The sequence below is a fragment of the Niallia sp. XMNu-256 genome, from assembly GCF_036670015.1.
In the GTDB taxonomy this organism is placed as follows: Bacteria; Bacillota; Bacilli; order Bacillales; family Cytobacillaceae; genus Bacillus_BD.
Window position 1 is genome coordinate 3,608,825 of record NZ_CP137636.1, and the last position, 15,411, is coordinate 3,624,235.

Annotated in this window: 19 protein-coding genes; 12 read left to right on the forward strand and 7 right to left on the reverse strand. The window is 39.1% G+C overall.

Features of this window, described 5'->3' with window-relative positions; genetic code table 11:
• Genes R4Z10_RS18280 through mnhG form a run of 3 tightly spaced genes read left to right on the forward strand, consistent with a single transcriptional unit; the run spans position 1 to position 1,101 of the window.
• Complete coding sequence (locus R4Z10_RS18280) at positions 1-480, forward strand: Na+/H+ antiporter subunit E (RefSeq protein ID WP_338470710.1); 480 nt, start codon at positions 1-3, stop codon at positions 478-480.
• The gene (locus R4Z10_RS18285; RefSeq protein ID WP_338470711.1) at positions 480-755 is read left to right on the forward strand and encodes a Na(+)/H(+) antiporter subunit F1; all 276 of its coding nucleotides are present in this window, start codon (positions 480-482) and stop codon (positions 753-755) included. Before R4Z10_RS18280 ends, R4Z10_RS18285 begins: the two co-directional genes overlap by 1 nt.
• Entirely contained in the window at positions 748-1,101 is a 354-nt protein-coding gene (gene mnhG, locus R4Z10_RS18290) for a monovalent cation/H(+) antiporter subunit G (protein ID WP_338470712.1), read from the forward strand. The genes R4Z10_RS18285 and mnhG overlap by 8 nt, the downstream gene beginning before the upstream one ends.
• A 114-nt stretch (positions 1,102-1,215) precedes the next feature.
• Here the strand turns inward: mnhG and galE are convergent, their stop codons facing one another.
• On the reverse strand, positions 1,216-2,178 hold the full coding sequence (gene galE, locus R4Z10_RS18295; RefSeq protein WP_338470713.1) for a UDP-glucose 4-epimerase GalE: 963 nt from the start codon (positions 2,176-2,178) through the stop codon (positions 1,216-1,218).
• A 272-nt stretch (positions 2,179-2,450) separates the two neighbouring features.
• Here galE and R4Z10_RS18300 point away from each other — a divergent pair, with 272 nt between their 5' ends.
• Entirely contained in the window at positions 2,451-3,284 is an 834-nt protein-coding gene (locus tag R4Z10_RS18300; protein WP_338470714.1) for a glycosyltransferase family 8 protein, read from the forward strand.
• Between the two features lie 26 nt (positions 3,285-3,310).
• Here R4Z10_RS18300 and R4Z10_RS18305 read toward each other — a convergent pair whose 3' ends face one another.
• A complete protein-coding gene (locus R4Z10_RS18305; RefSeq protein ID WP_338470715.1) occupies positions 3,311-3,469 on the reverse strand; it encodes a hypothetical protein in 159 nt (52 codons plus the stop codon).
• 443 nt (positions 3,470-3,912) lie between these two features.
• On the opposite strand from R4Z10_RS18305, the gene R4Z10_RS18310 reads away from it, so the two are divergent.
• From R4Z10_RS18310 to R4Z10_RS18320, 3 genes are all read left to right on the forward strand, one after another.
• Positions 3,913-4,365, forward strand: coding sequence for an Hsp20/alpha crystallin family protein (locus tag R4Z10_RS18310; RefSeq protein ID WP_338470716.1), 453 nt, complete (start codon positions 3,913-3,915; stop codon positions 4,363-4,365).
• A 505-nt stretch (positions 4,366-4,870) separates the two neighbouring features.
• Complete coding sequence (locus R4Z10_RS18315) at positions 4,871-5,815, forward strand: DMT family transporter (RefSeq protein WP_338470717.1); 945 nt, start codon at positions 4,871-4,873, stop codon at positions 5,813-5,815.
• A gap of 183 nt (positions 5,816-5,998) precedes the next feature.
• Complete coding sequence (locus R4Z10_RS18320) at positions 5,999-6,364, forward strand: hypothetical protein (protein WP_338470718.1); 366 nt, start codon at positions 5,999-6,001, stop codon at positions 6,362-6,364.
• Positions 6,365-6,641: 277 nt separating this feature from the next.
• Here R4Z10_RS18320 and R4Z10_RS18325 read toward each other — a convergent pair whose 3' ends face one another.
• The 3 genes from R4Z10_RS18325 to R4Z10_RS18335 form a co-directional block, all read right to left on the reverse strand.
• Positions 6,642-6,878, reverse strand: a complete 237-nt coding sequence (locus R4Z10_RS18325) for a hypothetical protein (RefSeq protein ID WP_338470719.1) — start codon at positions 6,876-6,878, stop codon at positions 6,642-6,644.
• Positions 6,879-7,096: 218 nt separating this feature from the next.
• Positions 7,097-7,387: a phage holin family protein gene (locus R4Z10_RS18330; protein WP_338470720.1), complete on the reverse strand. Its 291-nt coding sequence runs from the start codon at positions 7,385-7,387 to the stop codon at positions 7,097-7,099.
• A gap of 305 nt (positions 7,388-7,692) precedes the next feature.
• Complete coding sequence (locus R4Z10_RS18335; protein WP_338470721.1) at positions 7,693-7,875, reverse strand: aspartyl-phosphate phosphatase Spo0E family protein; 183 nt, start codon at positions 7,873-7,875, stop codon at positions 7,693-7,695.
• Positions 7,876-8,262: 387 nt separating this feature from the next.
• Here R4Z10_RS18335 and R4Z10_RS18340 point away from each other — a divergent pair, with 387 nt between their 5' ends.
• Positions 8,263-8,604, forward strand: a complete 342-nt coding sequence (locus R4Z10_RS18340) for a hypothetical protein (protein WP_338470722.1) — start codon at positions 8,263-8,265, stop codon at positions 8,602-8,604.
• Positions 8,605-8,669: 65 nt separating this feature from the next.
• On the opposite strand, the gene R4Z10_RS18345 is transcribed toward R4Z10_RS18340, so the two are convergent.
• Positions 8,670-10,439: a flavocytochrome c gene (locus R4Z10_RS18345; protein WP_338470723.1), complete on the reverse strand. Its 1,770-nt coding sequence runs from the start codon at positions 10,437-10,439 to the stop codon at positions 8,670-8,672.
• A gap of 389 nt (positions 10,440-10,828) precedes the next feature.
• On the opposite strand from R4Z10_RS18345, the gene R4Z10_RS18350 reads away from it, so the two are divergent.
• The 4 genes from R4Z10_RS18350 (at position 10,829) to R4Z10_RS18365 (ending at position 13,931) form a co-directional block, all read left to right on the forward strand.
• Entirely contained in the window at positions 10,829-11,335 is a 507-nt protein-coding gene (locus R4Z10_RS18350; protein WP_338470724.1) for a DUF2243 domain-containing protein, read from the forward strand.
• On the forward strand, positions 11,328-12,122 hold the full coding sequence (locus R4Z10_RS18355) for a cytochrome c oxidase assembly protein (protein ID WP_338470725.1): 795 nt from the start codon (positions 11,328-11,330) through the stop codon (positions 12,120-12,122). Before R4Z10_RS18350 ends, R4Z10_RS18355 begins: the two co-directional genes overlap by 8 nt.
• Before the next feature lie 339 nt (positions 12,123-12,461).
• Positions 12,462-13,667 carry a sialidase gene (locus tag R4Z10_RS18360; RefSeq protein WP_338470726.1) on the forward strand — a complete coding sequence of 402 codons (1,206 nt, stop codon included), beginning with the start codon at positions 12,462-12,464 and terminating at the stop codon, positions 13,665-13,667.
• A gap of 126 nt (positions 13,668-13,793) precedes the next feature.
• The gene (locus R4Z10_RS18365) at positions 13,794-13,931 is read left to right on the forward strand and encodes a hypothetical protein (protein WP_338470727.1); all 138 of its coding nucleotides are present in this window, start codon (positions 13,794-13,796) and stop codon (positions 13,929-13,931) included.
• Between the two features lie 62 nt (positions 13,932-13,993).
• On the opposite strand, the gene R4Z10_RS18370 is transcribed toward R4Z10_RS18365, so the two are convergent.
• Entirely contained in the window at positions 13,994-15,223 is a 1,230-nt protein-coding gene (locus R4Z10_RS18370; protein ID WP_338470728.1) for a serpin family protein, read from the reverse strand.
• Positions 15,224-15,411 lie beyond the last annotated feature (188 nt).

Below are 15,411 nucleotides of genomic sequence, written 5' to 3' on the forward strand. Positions count from 1 at the left end.
TTGGCTTATCAAATATTAATCAATATCGCACTTGCCGTCATTTGGACGTTTTTACAAAACAATTATAGTTTATCCAGTTTTTTCTTTGGCTATGCAAACGGACTATTGCTGCTTTATATCCTACGTCGCTTTTTAGTTTTTGATTTCTATTTTATTCGTGTCTGGGCCATAATTAAGCTTCTGTTTCTTTTCCTTAAAGAACTCGTGGTTGCCAATATTGATGTGATTAAAATTGTTCTAAATCCAAATTTGAGTAATTATACTCCAGGGATTGTGGCGGTTCCAACGAATCTTAATACAAAGTTTGAAATTACGTTATTAGCTTCCCTGATCTCTTTAACACCTGGTACGATATCGATGGACTTTTCAGACGATAGTAAAATTATTTACATTCATTCCATTCATATCGAGGATCGCGAAGAAATGATTGCTCAAATCCACAATACGTTTGAACGTGCCATTATGGAGGTGACGAAATAGTGCTTGATACCGTCGTTCACATTGTTTTAATTATGCTTGGTGTTTCTCTTTTTGCTTGCTTTATCCGAACCATCATCGGCCCTACCCTGCCGGATCGAGTATTGGCTCTCGATGCGTTTGGTGTTCAGCTTATTGGATTTATTGGAGTTGTGATGATTTTTCAAAACAGCATTGCATACTCTGACGTGGTGCTCGTACTAAGTATTCTTTCGTTTATCGGCACTATCGCACTATCAAAATTTATTGAAAAAGGGATGGTGTTTGATCGTGAATGAGTGGATTGTAAGCATACTTTTGATTATTGGTGGATTTTTAACTCTCTTGAGCTCAATCGGGTTAATACGACTTCCTGATGTATACGGACGTGCACATGCGGCTGGAAAAAGTGCGACTCTTGGCGTCATGTCTTTAATGTTTGCCGCTTTTATCTATTTCGCCGGCTCAGGAATCATGAATGCTAAAATACTATTAGCCATTCTATTCATCTTCATCACAGCACCCGTATCATCGCTTGTCATCAGTCGTTCAGCCTACCGAATTGGCGTTCCACTATCTAAATACAGCACCCATGATGAGTTAAAGCAAGTAGAAGAAGCTTCAAAAATGGAAAATGTGCAATAACTGTTTGTAGATAAGTTCATAAGACGAGAAAAGAAGCTGGTATTGGATATCAGCTTCTTTTCTTTTTGGCCAGATCACCGACCAAGTCACTGTGACGACCCGAATTATCCCCTATTATTTCGAATGCCATTTCCAGGCACTTGAGATGATGTCTTCTAAGTTGTATTGGGCTTTCCAGCCTAGTTCGCGGTAGATTTTATCCGATGATGCGACGAGTTGTGCCGGGTCGCCTTCGCGGCGGTCGGACATAATGGCATTCGCCTTTTTACCGGTTACCTTCTCACATGTTTCAATGACTTCTTTGACAGAATAACCTAGCCCGTTTCCAAGGTTGTAAGTCGCGGTTTCTTTTTTCCCGGAAAGCAATGCCTCTAAGGCTAAAATATGAGCGGTGGCTAAATCGGTCACATGGATGTAATCACGAATACATGTGCCATCGGGTGTGGGATAATCACTACCAAATACAGCAATACTTTCCCGTTGACCTAATAGATGCTGCAAAATGATTGGGATGAGATGTGTTTCTGGATTGTGGTCCTCCCCGATTTCCGCAGTTTCAAAGGCACCAGCTGCGTTGAAATACCGAAGTACGACATAATGCAATCCATAAGCCTTAGCATAGTCTGCTAATACTTGTTCGACCATTAATTTCGAACGTCCATATGGATTGATCGGATGGGTCGGTGTTTCCTCGGTAATGATGTCTACCTCTGGGATGCCATATGTAGCAGCTGTTGAGGAAAAAATAAAATTTTCTACTCCATATTTTTTCATCGCTTTCAACAAAGTTAACGTGGCAGATACATTATTTTCATAATACTTCATTGGATCTACAACTGATTCCCCCACCAAACTGTTGGCCGCAAAGTGCATAACTGCTTTGATTGGGTAGGTTGAAAATACTTTTTCTAAATCACTCTCATTGCCCAAATCGCCCTGAACAAAAATTGCTTTTTCATCAATCGCCCATTTATGTCCAGTTGATAAGTTATCAAGAACAACGACCTCTCTATCTTTGACTAACTCTTTAACTAAATGGCTGCCGATATAACCGGCTCCACCGACTACTAAAATCATCGAAACAACTCCTTTTTCTATTCATATAAAAGTGAAACTTCCATCAGTGGGGTTTCCTGCACCCCACTGTTGGAGAGCTTTAGGCCACGCTTTCTGATCACACGGACGTTGCTGTAGGTGTATTTAGTCTATGTTTAACTGTCCGTTAAGCCTGATAAAATTGATTATAACGTTTTTTACTTCAACATCACAGTCAGGTTATGATTAGCGTTTCATTATAATAAAGGCTAAAATTAGAGCAAAGGGTTTGAGGAGGAAAAAATTTATTTAGAATGAACATACTTGTCACATTGGATTCGCACTATTTGAAGCCTCTTCGTGTGATGTTGAAGTCTTTATTTTTCAATCATCAAGGAGAGCATTTTGACATTTATTTATTACACTCACGCATTAAGGATGAAGAGATTACAGAGTTACAGAATTTTATTCATGAAGAAGGCCATGAACTCTTTGTTATAAAGATTTCAAATGATTATTTTAAAGATGCTCCGATTATTAAACATTATTCAAGAGAGATGTATTACCGTCTACTCGCCTTTCAATTTCTACCTTCCCATTTAGAAAAAATATTATATCTAGACCCGGATATCCTGATTATTAATGAGATCCGATCCCTTTATGACATGGATATTAGCGAGTATATGTATGCGGCTGCCTATCATGACCGGGTTTCTGTAAAAGAAATCAACCGTCTTCGCCTATGGCCATACGAAATTGATGCTTACTTTAATTCAGGTGTACTTTTGATGAATTTAACTTCACATCGGAAAGAAATCGAGGTTGGGGAAATCTTTGACTTTGTAGCGAAAAATAAAAAGCGGCTTATCTTACCTGATCAAGATATCCTTAATGCTCTTTATTCCAAGAAAATAAAGCAGGTTGATGAAGTCCTCTATAATTATGATCCTCGTTTTTTCCATTTTTATAAACTCGCTAGTGATGGGTTATACGATATGGATTACATTATCCATCACACGTCAATTATTCATTTCTGTGGAAAACGAAAACCGTGGCATAAGCAATACACGGGTAAATTCCAATCTCTTTATAAGCATTATGAAAGGCTTGCCTTTTCGGAAAGAATAGCAATGAACCCGGTTTCCTAATGGAGCCGGGTTCTTTTTCTAAAGGCCTAGCAGCTGCTTCCGCTTAAAAAGGCGAAATTGCCACGTTCCTTTTTATAATCAAGGACTAATTCTCCTGTCCAACTTACCATTGTCGCATCCATCGCTACTTGAATTCCGTTAATGGTTTCAACATGATCCCCTGCTTGAGGCTCGTCCAGAGACACTCCAAAGTTGGGACCGCCTCAACCAAATCCTTTAAAATGAAGACGAATTCCAGGAAGCTTCTCTGACTGAATCAAAGAGATTAATTCATCCCTTGCTGTGTCTGTAATTTGCATTATAGCTTTCTCCCCTTATCAAATTATTCAACATTATATTATAGAGAATGGAGCTTTAAATAAAGGATTTTGCTCTGTCGCTAGAAAGAACCCTCTTTTTAGGATGCTTTGATTATATCCTTTTATTCAAATCGGGGGGTCACTGTGACGCCCCCTATTTCGACAATTTCCCGGATCTTTTCCCGGGAAATTATGAGTTATTTCCCCTTGTTTCGAGGAAATATGTCTGAGTGCATGACAATTTCACCCCTGTTTATATCAGGAACTTCTATATCCTAATTTCATAAATTATAATGAATCATTTTACTGAAGAAAGGTGGAATCCTGTGATGAATCACGATCCTAAAAGAAAGGATCCTTTTTCCGAATTAATGAAGCCACTTGATGCCTTTTTTAATGAAAAGCCAGTGAAGGGTTTTTTGCAATCCATCGATCAGTTATTTAATAAACCATTTCCCTTCCAATCCTCTTTCCATGTCAAGACATCTGAAACTGATTCTGAATATGTTTTGATGGCCGAACTACCTGGGGTGAAGAAAGAACAAATTAATATCGATGTATTGGAACGCTACTTAACGATTAGCGTACAAACCGAGGAGCAAATCATTACAGAAAATGACAAAGGAGAGATATTCAGCAAACAACAGTCATGGGGAAAATCAAGCCAAACGATTCCATTCCCACAGCCAATCAACGTAAACCAAGTAAAAGCCTCTTATGAAAATGGACTGCTGCGAATTACAGTTCCAAAGAGGAAAGGGAAACAAGTTTACTTGGATTAAGTTACAGTTTTCTTGATAAATCTGGCACCTGTCAATTAATAGTCCGAAGTTGATAACTCCGGACTATTATCCTTATCTTCTTACTCGTGCTGTCTTAAGCTGAACCGACTTCGAACCCTTCTTTTACGTTTTCTAACCTATGCTGTTTGAAGCTGATTAACTTCGAACACAACGATAATTCTCTTGGACTACCAAGTTTTAACAGTAGTACTACCATATTTCAAGGTTCCTCGCTGTCTTTGGTGCTATTCAAACATAAAACTACCAAACTTCAGGATTCCCCTCAGTTATTGATGTTATTAAAAATAGTACGATCTATTTCCCCTAATTCTCCTATTTTTAACCTAGGACTACTTCGGATCTATCCATCAGACTACTAAACCGCGTTTTCCAAAGTTCTCGAGGGTCCCCTAAGTATGCAATTCCCCAACGCCAATTTGTTTTCAGACAATTCAAAAGGTGATACAATTGCTCTTATGATATCTTGAAGGGTGTTGACCGTGGGATGAGTGTGAAGAGAGTTTATCTTTTGTTAATGGGACTGATGGTGGCATGGGGGTTTAATGTGTCATTTGTGAAAATTTTAGTTGAGGCTGTGCCTCCTGTAACGATCACATCGTTTCGGATTTTTACGGCTGCACTTACAGTTTTTGTCGTATTGAGTTTTATGCGGCAAGTTCGCCTTCCTCGCAAAAATGAACTGATCTACATTATTGGAGGAACCTTTACAAGTGTAGCCCTTCACCATTATTTCTTATCAACTGGCTTATCACACACATCGGCAACAAATGCCGGTCTGATTCTCGGAATGGGACCTTTGTTAACAGTACTTCTCTCCATGATTTTTTTAAAAAAGAAACCTACTCTTATTACAGGGCTAGGTTTTATTGTTGGTAGTGTCGGGGTTAGTATTACTGTTTTATTTGGAAGTGGACAATTACAAGGGATAAATATCGGGGATGTGGAAGTCTTTCTGTCTATCCTTTCACAGGCGTTGAGTTTTATTTTAATTAATAAGGCTGTAAAAACAATGGATCCACGGTTGTTAACCGGCTATATGCTATTGTTCGGTTCAATTATTCTTTTTATCCTTAGTCTTGGAATGGAACCGACCGGATTAACTTCACTCGTTAATAGCATTTCCCCTTCTCTCATAGGTATTTTCTTGCTTTCCGCCGTACTGTCAACGGGGTTGGGACATATGATTTATAATTACTCTATCGGCCAAGTTGGAGCTGCTGAGGCATCCATTTTTCTTAATTTAAATACATTCTTCTCTGTCGTTGGAGCAGCTTTGTTTCTTAATGAAGCGATTGTTCTGGCTCATTACATCGGCTTAGTTTTCATCGTTTCAGGTGTGCTTATGGGGTCAGGAACGCTTGAGGCACTCGTTTTAGAAAAAAGAAAACGAAGAATCGAAATCGGGACAGGAGCCGGTCATTCGAGGTAACTTTTCATACAAAGTTACCTTTTTTGTTAACCTTTGATAAACTTATGATTTATGCTGATTGCAGCATCAGGTGATTAGTTGTGAGGATAAAAGGCATTCTGACATTTTGTAGGCTTTTGAACGATGGCAAGCTAAGGTGCATAGGATATGGTGCTTATGTATAAATATGAAGGAGGAACTCCCTTGTATTATTATCCTAGTCCTTATCCCGTGTATCCTTATTATCAACAGACGGTCCCTTATTACGATCAAAGACAATTTCCACCAGTGGATACGGAGCAATTAGAGAAATCGGTTCAGCGTTTTCAGGGACTGATTAAGCAAACAGATTTACTGATCAATCGTATGGCAAATGACAAGCAATTTGCGACTGAGCTCATGAGTGCGGCCCAAGAATCGAAAAAGGATCGTGTCAATCAGTTGATTCGTTCCACAGGAGTTACCATTAAAATTGAAACGACTTTTACCCCAACGGGCATTCGAATCGTTCTAGATAATTCAAAGTTTGCAGGTGATTGTTGCCAATTGCTGATTGCTCTTCGTTGGTAGTTGTGACAAGAGTCCATTTTGGGCTCTTTTTTCATTTTTTTAAGATTTGCCCAGGTAAATAATTGGACTTCTACGATTAAATACGTTGTTTATTTGAGAATTGCACCAGATTGAGACGGAATTGCACCAAAATGAAGCATAATTGCACCAAATCGGGAATGAATTGCACCAGATTCACTCTTAATTGCACCTATTCCCATTTACTAGGAAATCGGCCTATTAATTCTTCCTTTTTCAAGACAAAAAAAAAGGAAAGATCGGCTCTTTCCTTAGACATTTATTTTTCAAAACTTCTTGGGATTTTTGTAATGAAGAAGCTTGTCTTCACTCCCTTGAAAGTTTTGATTTTTTTTTCGATATATTCTTTTTCAAGTAAGTTCAATTGAATCGAGAGGTCAATATACTTGGAGCTATTGGGTCCGCTTTGGGCATGGATTTCGCCTAAGCGATCTCGTAAATGAATGATTTTCAACAACATGACATTTTCACTTTGACTCGGCTCGAACGTTTCCACTCTGATACACCTCTTCGGCAATCCTTGTAATCCGTACAGTTAGAGCGTACCACAGCCTTGGAAGCGTGAAAATACAAAAGTAAATAATAAAACTATTTACAAAACTCTCACTTCATATTACTATAATAGTTTTGATTGGTTTACCTAAGAATCAAATGAAAACGATTTATCTTAAAATAATAATTCGACATATTTTCGAAATAGTATGAAAAATAGGGTCAATCATCCTCTTTTCTTCCTTTTGTAAAAAGGGGCAAGCCATTGGTGGCATTTTCAAATATATCTCGGAAAATAACAGCAGTCCCTGTAACGAGGATTCCTTGGACGACCGATTGAATTTCAAAGGAAAAATATAAGAGACAGGCAAAGACGGCGAAGGTTAATTGAATCCATACATGGGTCCACACGGGAATATTAGGGGTTTGGCGCAAATACATGCCGAGGAAAATTAGTACAGGGACTAAAATGAACGAGTCAGGCCGTATATATACGGTAAAATCCAGTTCCACTTGCCGACCACTTCCTAAATCATTTTGGTAAGGAAAAGATTCCACAGTATAATTTATGCATGATCATTTTATTTGGGTGGGCGGATATCACGATGGATCCCATTCATTGTGCGTTTATTTATACAGGTGAAACTTTTTATGTAAAAATGGAACGTTATAGGGTCAGAGTCAGAAACTGTTTTCTTCTAAATGAAAACGAGCTTTTATTATTGGTTATCCGTATAGGGACCAACAATAAAAGCAGGGGTAAGATCATCATTTGGTTCCATTTACGTGATGTTTTTTTCATTTAAACTCCTCTTATTCTATTTAGTTGCCGTTTTTAAAGTAGGATAGACGGATTGTTGATAAATCGTGATATGTTTGTCCAATTCTTGACTGCAATAAAGGGCATCATAACTATTCAAACCAGTTGCTTCTACAACTTGGATTAATTCTAATTTTAATTGATTAATTTTTTCCTCTAATTTTTCAAAATCTACTTTCATGTTCCATACTCCTTTAATTCTTTTTTCATTGCATGATGGTAGTGTTGAAAAACTTTTTCATCAGGACGACTCTAGGTGGAACATTTCACACAATTATTTATTATATAAGATTTCCTTCATTTATAAAGCAATGTAAATCACTCGAATAAATAATAATACATTTTCCATTTAAAAAGTAATCCTTATGTTATACTATCTATTCTATCATCTATTTACCAATAAATGGTAATTAAATGGTGGAATATTAACTTAATTCTATTTTAATATAAAAGTCCATAACAAATTGTTGTTTCTTGTCGACGATAAAAATAATCTGCATGAAGGTTACTAAAGGTGAATATTGGGGTACTAATCTGTGGACAAAAACTTTTAGGAGAGGTTGATTAAGTGTCCGCTTTAAAAAATAAGGTGCGTTATGAATTATTGGCAGATCAGTTTAAGGTAAGAGGGAACATGCGCATTCCACAAGGGTTAGAGCCATCTTTTGAACGTCTATTTACTTATATTTACGAGGAAACCGACCTATATTATCTAGATTCTATCGATGAACACATTTTGATTGGTTATATTAAATATCATTCCAAAAACCATTTCCAAACCGTTAGTTTTTTCCAATGCGTGAAGGATATCAAGGTATTTCTTTACTTTTTAGAACATATTAAAGGAATAGAATCCCTCCCAACCATTGATTTATCCTTGAAAAATCTCACTTTATGGGGGAATTTCTAAAAGGTTGTCGAACGAAATTTTTCAATAAAAAAGAGAGCTTGAGTGGCTCTCTTTTTTATTGCGAATTATTTTAATTCATCAGCGGCTGTTTGACCAGCGATGCGACCGAATACGATGATATCAGCAACTGCATTTCCGCCAATACGGTTCCCACCGTGAACTCCACCTGTAATTTCTCCAGCTGCATAAAGTCCTTGGATTGCTTGTCCTTCTTTGTTTAATACATGTGTTTGTGTATCAATTTTTAAGCCACCCATTGTGTGATGAATCCCAGGTGTTACAGGGATTGCATAATATGGTCCTTCTTCAAGGCTTACTGTTAAGTGTGCTCTTTCAAACTCTTCATCTTTGTCATTTTTCACAAAGCCTGCATATTTTTCCAGTGTTTCTTGAAGTGTTGCAGCGTCAAGACCGATTTCTTTTGCTAATGCCGCAATGTCCTCCCCTTTTGTTGCGTAACCATTTTCGATATAGCCTTGTAATGATTTGTTTTCATCAGCCATTTCTTGGTTCACAATTAAATAAGCTATTTTATCTGTTTGTTTTAAAATATTTTGGGAAACAACATCACGAGTTAACAGTTCATTTGTAAAACGTTTGGCTTCTTTATTAACAAGGATCGCTCCATCCCCACGAAGTCCTTCTGTGAAAAGGTAACCTGTTTCAGGATCTGTTGTTGGGTGAATTTGGATTTGTTCAATTTGCATTAAATCCGCACCCACTTCTTGTGCCATTGTAATTCCATCACCTGTCGCACCATCGTGGTTTGTTGTTGAGAATCCTTTTAATTCTGGACAATATTGTTCGACCATTTTATAATTCACACCGAAACCACCTGTTGCTAAAATGACGGCTTTTGCGTTCACATTAAATGGATTTCCATTTTTATCGGTTGCTTCTACTCCAACAACGGCACCATCTTTTTCAATAAGTTTTGTTGCTGTTGTATTTAACATGATCGTAACATCTAATTCTTTCAATCTCTTAGAAAGTACATCGACAATAACTGGGCCGACTGGTGACCCATCAGCTGGATGGTGAATTCTTGGGTTCGTTTGACCACCTGATAAAGTTACTTTTGTTAATCCTGCACCCATGTCATTGATCCATGTTAAAGCATCTGGTGCATTATCTACTAGTGTTTGGAGTAAGGCTGGATCATTTATGTTTTTTCCGCCTTTCATTGTGTCTGCATACCAAACTTCTTTTGAATCCGTAATTCCTTGTGCTTTTTGATATTCTGTTCCAGCAACGTTCATCCCGCCTGTTGCACGGTTTGTATTTCCGCCAACGATTGGCATTTTTTCTAATACGACAACGGATTTTCCTGCTTCTTTCGCTTTAACGGCTGCTGACATTCCAGCACCGCCTGAACCGACGACAACTACATCAACATTTAGATCTTCTTGTTTCTCTGCTTCTACGGCTACTTTATTAGCTGGATCCTGTAATGCTGCAATATCCGCTCCTGCTTTTTCTAAAGCTAAAGTTACCGCTTCGATAATCCCAGCACTTGATTCGCTGGCACCTGATACGACGTCAACAGCTAAGCTTTGTGTAGCAATGATTTCCTCTGTCAACTGTTCGGTTGCACCGCCACCGATGCTGCCTGTTTCCCCGTCTGCTGTGATTTCAATTTTTTCAATTTTATCAGCCGAAACGGTTACAGATGCTTTGATTTCCCCGCCATGGCCTGTGGAAACGCCTTCATATGTTCCAGGTGTGAATTTTCCAGCCTCTTCCTTGCTCGCTGTGTCTTGATTTGAGCTACAACCAGCAACAACTAGCATGAAAATACCTAGTAAGATTAGACTCATCCAACCTTTTTTCTTCATGTTTTTCATCTCCTGTTGTTTGTGATTTGTTACACATGTCTTGTGCATTCCTATCATACTACTTTGATAGATGTTTAAAATATGAAATTACGGTTATTCGCCATTTTGTCATAACTTTATGCACTTTTATTGAACAATAACCGTGTAGGTAACTTGGGAACTTGCATGGAATTTTTTAGGTAAAAAGGTACTAGTGGATGGAACAGGGATGTTTCGAAAAGTTTGAAAAGGGGGATTATTACGATATTACAAGTGTTTGTCTTATGTTTATAAATCTATTGTATAATGAGGATCTACTTAATAGAGCGGTCGATCACTCGATAGTATGAATTGGGAATTGAAGGTTAAAATGGATACAAAACAGAACAAGTTTAAAGGGGATCGCTGTCATGCATTCAGTTACAAAGTCTGCACAAAACAGAGGTTATTTTAAAAATAAACTGTTTAAACGGAATCATTGGTCAGGTATCTTGTTTGGCATTGGAATGGTTGCGTTTATTGATGAGGCCATTTTTCACCAACTCTTACACTGGCATCATTTCTATGATCGTTCGACAACGGAAATTGGGTTAATATCGGATGGTTTTTTCCATGCGTTTAGCTGGTTTGCGACGGTGGGTGCATTGTTTATGGTTGCGGACCTTCGGCGGCATAAGGCCTGGTGGGTAAAGAGGTGGATTGGTGGGGTGTTGCTCGGGGCTGGGGCCTTTCAGTTATACGACGGGACAATTCAGCATAAACTGATGGGCTTGCACCAAATCCGCTATGGGGTTGATATTTTTCCCTATGATCTCACTTGGAACGTGATTGCTCTGTTATTGATTATGGGTGGTGCAGTGCTGCTCTATCAAACACGGCAACGTCCGAAAGCAAAGGAGAATGCGGTTGATGTTTAACCATAGCTACCATGGAGTACAGATTTTCTTTGGTGTGATCGCAATCCTTTTTACTGTTGGATATATAACGGCTGTCTTGCTCTCATATCGCCGCCAAAAAAACTGGAAGCTTCATCAAATGTTATTTTTTATCGTTGGGGTCATACTCTCTACTTTCGCATTAGTCGGCCCTGTCGCAAATCTCGCACATTCCAATTTTACCATTCATATGATTGCGCATTTGCTGCTTGGGATGCTTGGTCCCTTACTGGTCGCCTTTGGAAAACCAGTTACCCTGCTTTTAAGAACTTTGCCTGTTTCATATGCACGGAGGTTGATTGTTTTTTTGAGAAAGAGGCCTCTCACCTCTGTGACCCATCCCATTGTTGCCTCACTGCTTAATATCGGGGGACTTTGGGTGCTTTATACGACTCCATTGTTTGATTTGATGCATATGAATCCGCTTCTTTATTCTTTGATCCATATTCATGTTTTTCTAGCTGGCTATGTTTTTACGATTTCGATGATTGAAATTGAACCTTTGGCCCACCGTTTTAGCTTTGGTTATCGTGCAGTTGTGATGGTTCTTTCACTTGCAGGTCATGGAATTTTATCAAAATGGATTTATGCCCATCCACCAGTTGGCGTGGCTGCCCGAGATGCAGAAGTCGGTGCGATGATTATGTATTATGGCGGGGATGCGGTTGATTTGATCTTGGTGATTGTCTTATGTTATCAATGGTATCGGGCTGCTCGACCACGGGGATTATCGAGAGGTCAACCGGTCAAGCTTGATTCTAATGGGTGAGTGGTGGCAGAGAAAGGCTTGGTTTCTCTGTCTTTATGTTTGTTTATTAGAATGTGTGCTCATTGTATTTAAAAATAGATTGTTTTTTATAAAAATTAATGCAGAAGTCAACTTATATGATTAATTTTTATTAAAATAAAGGTTAATTGCACCAAAATGACTGGGATTTGCACCAGATTTAGATTAATTGCACCAGAACAGTTGGTACTTGCACCAAAACGGGCGTTCATTGCACCTACTCCCAAAAACTGAATTTTCCTGGCAACCCACGTTTTCTAGGTATGCACCTAGTTCGGGCCTCCTGCATATACTGTTACGTAGGATAAAGGAGGTATGAAAATGTATAGAGATCCATATCAGCCCCCGTATTATTTGTACGATCAGCCACAACAAGTACCTTTTTATCAACATACGCGTCAGACGATAACCGTTCAGGAAATGATGAGAATTCTTCGAATCCAACATAATAATTTATATGTTGAATTAGAACAGGCTGGCTTGAACCGGGCCATTGCGGATTATATTTTTTCAATCTTAGTGGGTTATACGCTTAATCAGGCGAACAACAATCAAACTGCTGCTCAACTATATGCTGGGTTTCAGCGTCAAGTTCCGTGGTTACAGTTGTTGTTGAGACAAATGAATGTATCTCAGGATGTGGCAAATCGAATTTTTACTAGGGTCATTCAGCTTACATTGAATCAGATTGGGCAAGGGAATCAGCAGCCTGGCGATGGTTGGAGTGACTGGGAGAACCTTGGTGGAACACTGACTTCGGCTCCAGCTGTGGCATCTTGGCAGACCAATCGACTGGATGTATTTGCGAGAGGAACGGATCAGGCACTTTATCATAAATATTGGAATGGCCGCCAGTGGAGTGATTGGCAAAACCTCGGCGGTGTCTTAACTTCAGCGCCTGCAGCCGTTTCTTGGGGACCTAACCGGATTGATGTGTTTGTGAGGGGAACAGACAATGCGCTCTATCATAAATATTGGGACGGAAACACTTGGAGCAATTGGGAGAGCCTTGGCGGTGATTTAACTTCGGCTCCAGCCGTCGCGTCATGGCAGCCGAATCGGTTGGATGTGTTTGTAAGAGGGACAGATAATGCGCTCTACCATAAATATTGGAATGGTGCACAATGGTCGGAATGGGAAAGTCTTGGAGGCACTCTTACATCAGGCCCTGCGGCGGTCTCTTGGGGTCCTAACCGGATTGATGTGTTTGCAAGGGGCCGGAATGAAGAGTTAATCCATAAATGGTGGGATGGTTCCCGCTGGTCCAATTGGCAAAACCTCGGTGGGACGATCACCTCTGAACCTGCTGTTGCATCGACACGGGCTAATCGCTTACACGTATTTGCGAGAGGACAGAATCAAAATCTGTATGAAATCACATGGAATGGTTCTCGTTGGTCGAATTGGCGAAATCTCGGTGGCACGATTACCTCCGCTCCAGCAGCTGTGTCTTGGGGCGGCAACCGGATTGACGTGTTTGCGAGAGGACAAAATCAAAATCTCATCCATATGTATCGCGGTCAATAGAAATTTTAGAGAGGGTTTGCCGAAAACTCTCTCTTTTTGCGTTAGGCTCTCCTTTCCTTTTTAAAAAAACAAAATAAATCCAACAAATTGAAGCATCCTATTAAAGTAAACGAGGAGGTGTGAAAGTTGAAAAAACAACAGCAAAATAAGGAAGTTAACAAAAATAAACAATTTTCAGGCTCTGCTTACCACGAAAAGCATGCAAGTCATGTAGCCGATTATGGTGGGAATTTGAAGGACCCTAACGCAAAAGGACAAATATAACAGGTACAGCCATTATTAGAAAAAGCGGTTCACCCTGTTGCTAACTGGAGAACCGCTTGTTTTCATGGATTTGTGATGGATCCCATAAATAAGATGGTGTCAGATTCATTTTCTGCTATAGCAAAGAAGAAGGGGCGGTTGACTTCCATATAGAAGGGTCCATCCATTTGAAATGATTCTGTTACGATTTCGACGGACGTGGCAGCTGCCGCTTCTGTTCCTCTTTCATTTACGTCAATATAGGTTTTCTGCTTCACCTTACTAATCCACAATGGATCGTCTTCTTGAATCATTTTGCTAAAATTAGCCCCTTTTGTAAAGGCTGTGGTCATGCCGAGCTTTTTCAGCGTTTCTTTTAAAGATGCTTCATATTCGAGTTGAAATTTAGGAAGCAAGACGGTCCCTTCTTTTACCTCAAATTGTGAATTCCATTCCTGCCAATTTTCGTCTGTAAGAATGGAATTGAATGGCTCCAGACCGTTTTTTGGCAAAAAGATTTTCATGCTCATTTCCTGATTTTCACCATATGGAAGGGATACCGCTTGAAAATCCTCATTTTCCATATAAGCCAATTTTTCATGGACGGACATAAGCGGTGTATTCTTAATTGTGCCGTCTGCTAAATAAAAAGGCCTGTCCTCTGTTTGACTTTCATCAAACTTATACTTCCAATCCCCTTTAAAATAAATCGCATTAATCAGGATTGTAACTAAATCAGGATCTAACGGAGAATCGACTAATTGCTCGATTTTCCCATTTGTCTGATCCTTCACCCAGTCATTGATCATCTTTGGAGATTGGGAGTCATAAATATCGATTTCCTCAATTTCAGCATGATAGTAATCCTGATTGTTCCGGGCAAATTCAGGTTGAAAGTGATAGTTTTCATTTAGCCAAATTGAGTTTGCCACATGGAGTTGAATTTGATTTGACCTGTTATGCAACAAATTCATGAACGATGCATTGGCAGAGTTCAATTCGTTCGGCTCCATTTCTTCCACCTGCAATACCTTTGCAATTTCGTCTTTCGTCGTTCCATCAGCGCCATTATAAACCATTGATAAAGCCATAAATAAACTAGTTGGCGATATAAATATGTTCCCATCAGGATTCGGTCCGGCTTCGGGAAACCATGTAAAACCAAGTTTATTATTTGCTTCGGTGATTTTTTCATAATCCTGTTGTCCATCCTTAACATCTTCAGAAATAGCCGTGTTTCCCTGATTCGTATCCCTTCCACAGCCTAGAACAAGCAAACTCACGGTTATTAGCAGCAGGATGATCTTTTTCATTTCTGCATCCCCTTTAATTAAATTTACGGAAAACAACTTTTAAACAAACGTTTGATTGAAAAAGAGATCAGTCTATTCAACTGTATCCCGCTGAATCTGGTACAATTTTGAAACTGCATAATAGGAATATTTCATCTAAAAATTTTTTCTACTTATACCATAGCATATGGGACTGTGTTATATAATAG

Excerpts from the sequence above, each read along its gene's own strand:
- R4Z10_RS18300 (WP_338470714.1), top strand. The coding sequence starts at position 2,451 with ATGAACATACTTGTCACATTGGATTCGCACTATTTGAAGCCTCTTCGT.
- R4Z10_RS18355 (WP_338470725.1), top strand. The coding sequence starts at position 11,328 with ATGTTTAACCATAGCTACCATGGAGTACAGATTTTCTTTGGTGTGATC.
- R4Z10_RS18345 (WP_338470723.1), bottom strand. The coding sequence starts at position 10,439 with ATGAAGAAAAAAGGTTGGATGAGTCTAATCTTACTAGGTATTTTCATG.
- galE (WP_338470713.1), bottom strand. The coding sequence starts at position 2,178 with ATGATTTTAGTAGTCGGTGGAGCCGGTTATATCGGCAGCCATTTAGTT.
- R4Z10_RS18350 (WP_338470724.1), top strand. The coding sequence starts at position 10,829 with ATGCATTCAGTTACAAAGTCTGCACAAAACAGAGGTTATTTTAAAAAT.
- R4Z10_RS18310 (WP_338470716.1), top strand. The coding sequence starts at position 3,913 with ATGAATCACGATCCTAAAAGAAAGGATCCTTTTTCCGAATTAATGAAG.
- R4Z10_RS18360 (WP_338470726.1), top strand. The coding sequence starts at position 12,462 with ATGTATAGAGATCCATATCAGCCCCCGTATTATTTGTACGATCAGCCA.
- R4Z10_RS18335 (WP_338470721.1), bottom strand. The coding sequence starts at position 7,875 with ATGAAAGTAGATTTTGAAAAATTAGAGGAAAAAATTAATCAATTAAAA.
- R4Z10_RS18370 (WP_338470728.1), bottom strand. The coding sequence starts at position 15,223 with ATGAAAAAGATCATCCTGCTGCTAATAACCGTGAGTTTGCTTGTTCTA.
- R4Z10_RS18315 (WP_338470717.1), top strand. The coding sequence starts at position 4,871 with ATGAGTGTGAAGAGAGTTTATCTTTTGTTAATGGGACTGATGGTGGCA.